This is a genomic window from Methylobacterium sp. B1 (genome assembly GCF_000333255.1).
Taxonomy (GTDB): domain Bacteria; phylum Pseudomonadota; class Alphaproteobacteria; order Rhizobiales; family Beijerinckiaceae; genus Methylobacterium; species Methylobacterium fujisawaense.
Genome location: NZ_BACT01000086.1, coordinates 1 through 3,445 on the forward strand (window position 1 = coordinate 1; position 3,445 = coordinate 3,445).

The window sequence follows — 3,445 nt, forward strand, 5'->3', positions numbered from 1 at the left end:
TGGCGGGTGTAGGGCAACCGGTCCGCGGCCTCGGGATCGGCGGCGGGGTCGTCGCCGAGCCGCGCCATCTCGGCGACGACGCGCGCCTCCACCTCCGGGTGTTCCGCCAGGACCCGGAGGGTCCAGGCCAGCGCCAGGGCGGTGGTCTCGTGGCCCGCGGCCACGAAGGTCAGCAGGTTGTCGACGACGCGCGCCTCGGGGAGCGGCTGTCCGGTCTCCGGATCCCGCGCCTCCAGCAGGAGGCCGAGGAGGTCGGTGCCGGGCTCGCCGCGCGCCCGGCGGCGCGCGATCGTCCGGGCGACCTCGCCGCGCAGGTGGCGCACCGCGGCCGCGCCCCCCCGGGCCCCGGGATGCGGGACCCAGGCCGGGGCGCGCAGCATCGCGAGGGCGATCTTCCAGCTGGTCTGGCCGAGATAGGCGTCCATCGCGCGCCCGAACGGCTCGACCTCCAGATGGGGATCGCCCGACACCATCGTGGCGACGATCACCTCGAAGGTGGTGCGCATCATCTCGTGCAGGACGTCCCGCTCCGCCCCGGCCGGATCGGCGCCGTGCCAGCGCGTCCGCGTCGCCGCGGCGGCCCGGGCCATGGCCGGCACGAAGCTCCGGACCCGGTCCGGGCGGAACATCGGGCTGGCGGTCCTGCGCTGCCCCCGCCAGTGGGAACCGTCCGCGGTGAGGACGCCCGAGCCGAGGGCGGGCGCGAGGGCCCGCAGCATGAACGGCTCCCGCTCCAGCGCCTCGGCCTGATCGACCAGCAGGCTGCGGATGTGTCCGGGGTCGCAGACGTAGGTGGTGCGCTGGCCGAGGAAGCGCGTTGTCACCAGGGGTTGTGTATAGATCTGCCGGGGCCAAGCCTCGATCAGGCTGCCCAGCATCGTGACGAGCACCGATGGCAGGGCGATCGCCTCCGCCACAGCCTCCCCCACGGCCTCCGTGAGCGGCAGCCTTCCCGGCTCGCAGACCCTGAACGTTCCGACCGCTGGCATCCCGGCACCCTCGCGGGACCAGATTCGAGGCTCAACGTTAAGTTTTGGCGCTCCTCGGCGCCGCCGTCGAGGCATTCGCGCCCGGGCGGTGCGGAAATCGCCGCGGTGCTTACCGGAGGCTTACCGGAATGCCTCCGGGAAGCCGTGCGGCCGGACGGGGGATCCGGCACGCGCCGCCGAAGCGGATGCCGGGCGGGCGGGTCAGACCGACGGCCCTAGCGGGCCTGCGCCCGGAGGGCCTCGCGGAGCCGGCCCTCGATCAGCAGGGCCGAGCCGTAGTGGAACTCGATGTCGAAGGCGTGGCGCTGGTTCATCGAGAGCGACGCGCTCTGCATCGCGACGAGATGCCCGGCCTCGTCGAACAGGCCCGAGCCCGACCCTCCGTAGCCGTCGTTGCAGTCGTGGCGGGCGCGGCGGATGTCGCCCTCGCTGGGCGGATCGATCCGCCGGATGGCACAGGATTCCCGGCTGCTCTGACCGCGGTAGTTCTCGTGGCCGGCGGGGGAGACCATCGTCACCGAGAGCGTCAGGTCGCCGGTCGGAAGGTGCGGGGCGTCCGGGATCGGCTGCGGCCGTGCCTCGGCCGGCTCGGCGAGGCGCAGGAGCGCCCAGTCGTCGGTGATGTGCAGGCGCCGCGCCTCCGGCTCGATGCCGAGTTCCAGAAAGTCCGGCGCGAAGCCGTAATTGCGGCCGGCGATCTGGAAGTAGCAATCGGCAACGGTGCGGGTGACCTCCAGTTGGCGATTGCGGAAATTGTGCGCGTTCATCAGCACGAGGGAGCGGGTCCCGATCAGCCAGGCGGCGGCGGCCTTCTGGGGGATCCCGTCCGGGCGGCGGCACCACAGGACGCCCGCGCCGGTAAAGCGCTCCAGATCCGCCCCCGTCAGTTCGCGCCGCCCGTCCTGTGCGTAGAGGGCGGCGAGGCGTTGTCCGCCGCCGGTCCCGGCCGCCGTGGCCGGAATCGCGACACAGGTCGCCAGCGCCAGAAAGCGGCCTGCGCCGCCCGTGACAAGACCCATCGCGTCCTCCCGGAGCGGGTCGGCGGACGGCACCGTGCCCGCACGCCCGCATATCGTTTCCGCTTGTCTGGGATGGATGTCGGCGATCGGTCAAGACCTCGCTGATCTTACCAAATCTCCGGTGGCGTATTGCCAGATTGTCCCGAAAAGAAATGTTTCGTTTTGCAAAGACACGCATTACAAGCCGTGCGAATAATCGAGTGGCGCACAACGATAATAAGTCTTTCATAAGCCTAGCGAATACTGGAAATAGCCGGGATATCGCGATGCTGAAAGCGGATTTGTCGTCGGAAGACGTGTCGCCATCGGATGAACACCACGATGACTGCGAGGCCAAACGGCGTGGCAGTCCGGCGAGGAGACGCAGGATGATCAGGCTCCGGAATTCCGTCTCGGCATTGGCGATCATGGCGCTCGCGCCGGTCGCCATGGCGGGCGTGGCGCAGGCCAACGACAAGCTCGTCGAGAAATCGAAGAGCGACGAGAACTGGGTGATGCCCGGTAAGAACTACGACTCGAACAATTACAGCGATCTGACCCAGATCAACAAGAGCAACGTCAAGCAGCTCAAGCCGGCCTGGACGTTCTCCACCGGCCTGCTCAACGGCCACGAGGGCGCGCCGCTCGTCGTCGACGGCGTCATGTACATCCACACCTCGTTCCCGAACAACACCTTCGCTCTCGGCCTCGACGACCCGGGCAAGATCCTGTGGCAGGACAAGCCCAAGCAGAACCCGGCCGCCCGTTCGGTCGCCTGCTGCGATCTCGTCAACCGCGGCCTCGCCTACTGGCCGGGCGACGGCAAGACCCCGGCGCTGATCCTCAAGACCCAGCTCGACGGCAACGTGGCGGCGCTGAACGCCCAGACCGGCGAGACGGTGTGGAAGGTCGAGAATTCCGACATCAAGGTCGGCTCGACGCTCACCATCGCCCCCTACGTGGTCAAGGACAAGGTGATCATCGGCTCCTCGGGTGCCGAACTCGGCGTCCGCGGCTACCTCACCGCCTACGACGTCAAGACCGGCGCGCAGGTCTGGCGCGCCTACGCGACCGGCCCGGACGAGGACCTGCTGCTCGCCAAGGACTTCAACATCCACAACGCTCATTACGGCCAGAAGGGCCTCGGCACCTCGACCTGGGAGGGCGACGCCTGGAAGATCGGCGGCGGCACCAACTGGGGCTGGTACGCCTATGACCCGGGCACGAACCTGATCTACTTCGGCACCGGCAACCCGGCGCCGTGGAACGAGACCATGCGTCCCGGCGACAACAAGTGGACGATGACGATCTTCGGCCGCGACGCCGACACCGGCGAGGCGAAGTTCGGCTACCAGAAGACCCCGCACGACGAGTGGGAACTATGCCGGCGGTCACGTGATGATGCTGTCCGACCAGAAGGACAAGGACGGGAAGATGAGGAAGCTCCCACCCACCCGG

General features: G+C 68.9%; 2 protein-coding genes and 1 pseudogene. 1 reads left to right on the plus strand and 2 read right to left on the minus strand.

The features are described 5' to 3' along the window. Positions 1–989, minus strand: a 989-nt coding sequence (locus I53_RS02460) for a cytochrome P450 (protein ID WP_043346255.1), incomplete at its 3' end; no start/stop codon positions are given. Between the two features lie 215 nt (positions 990–1,204). Continuing rightward, positions 1,205–2,008, minus strand: coding sequence for a serine protease (locus I53_RS02465; protein ID WP_051044629.1), 804 nt, complete (start codon positions 2,006–2,008; stop codon positions 1,205–1,207). A 368-nt stretch (positions 2,009–2,376) separates the two neighbouring features. On the opposite strand from I53_RS02465, the pseudogene I53_RS02470 reads away from it, so the two are divergent. Further along, positions 2,377–3,445, plus strand: a pseudogene (locus I53_RS02470) (PQQ-binding-like beta-propeller repeat protein); the annotation flags it as partial.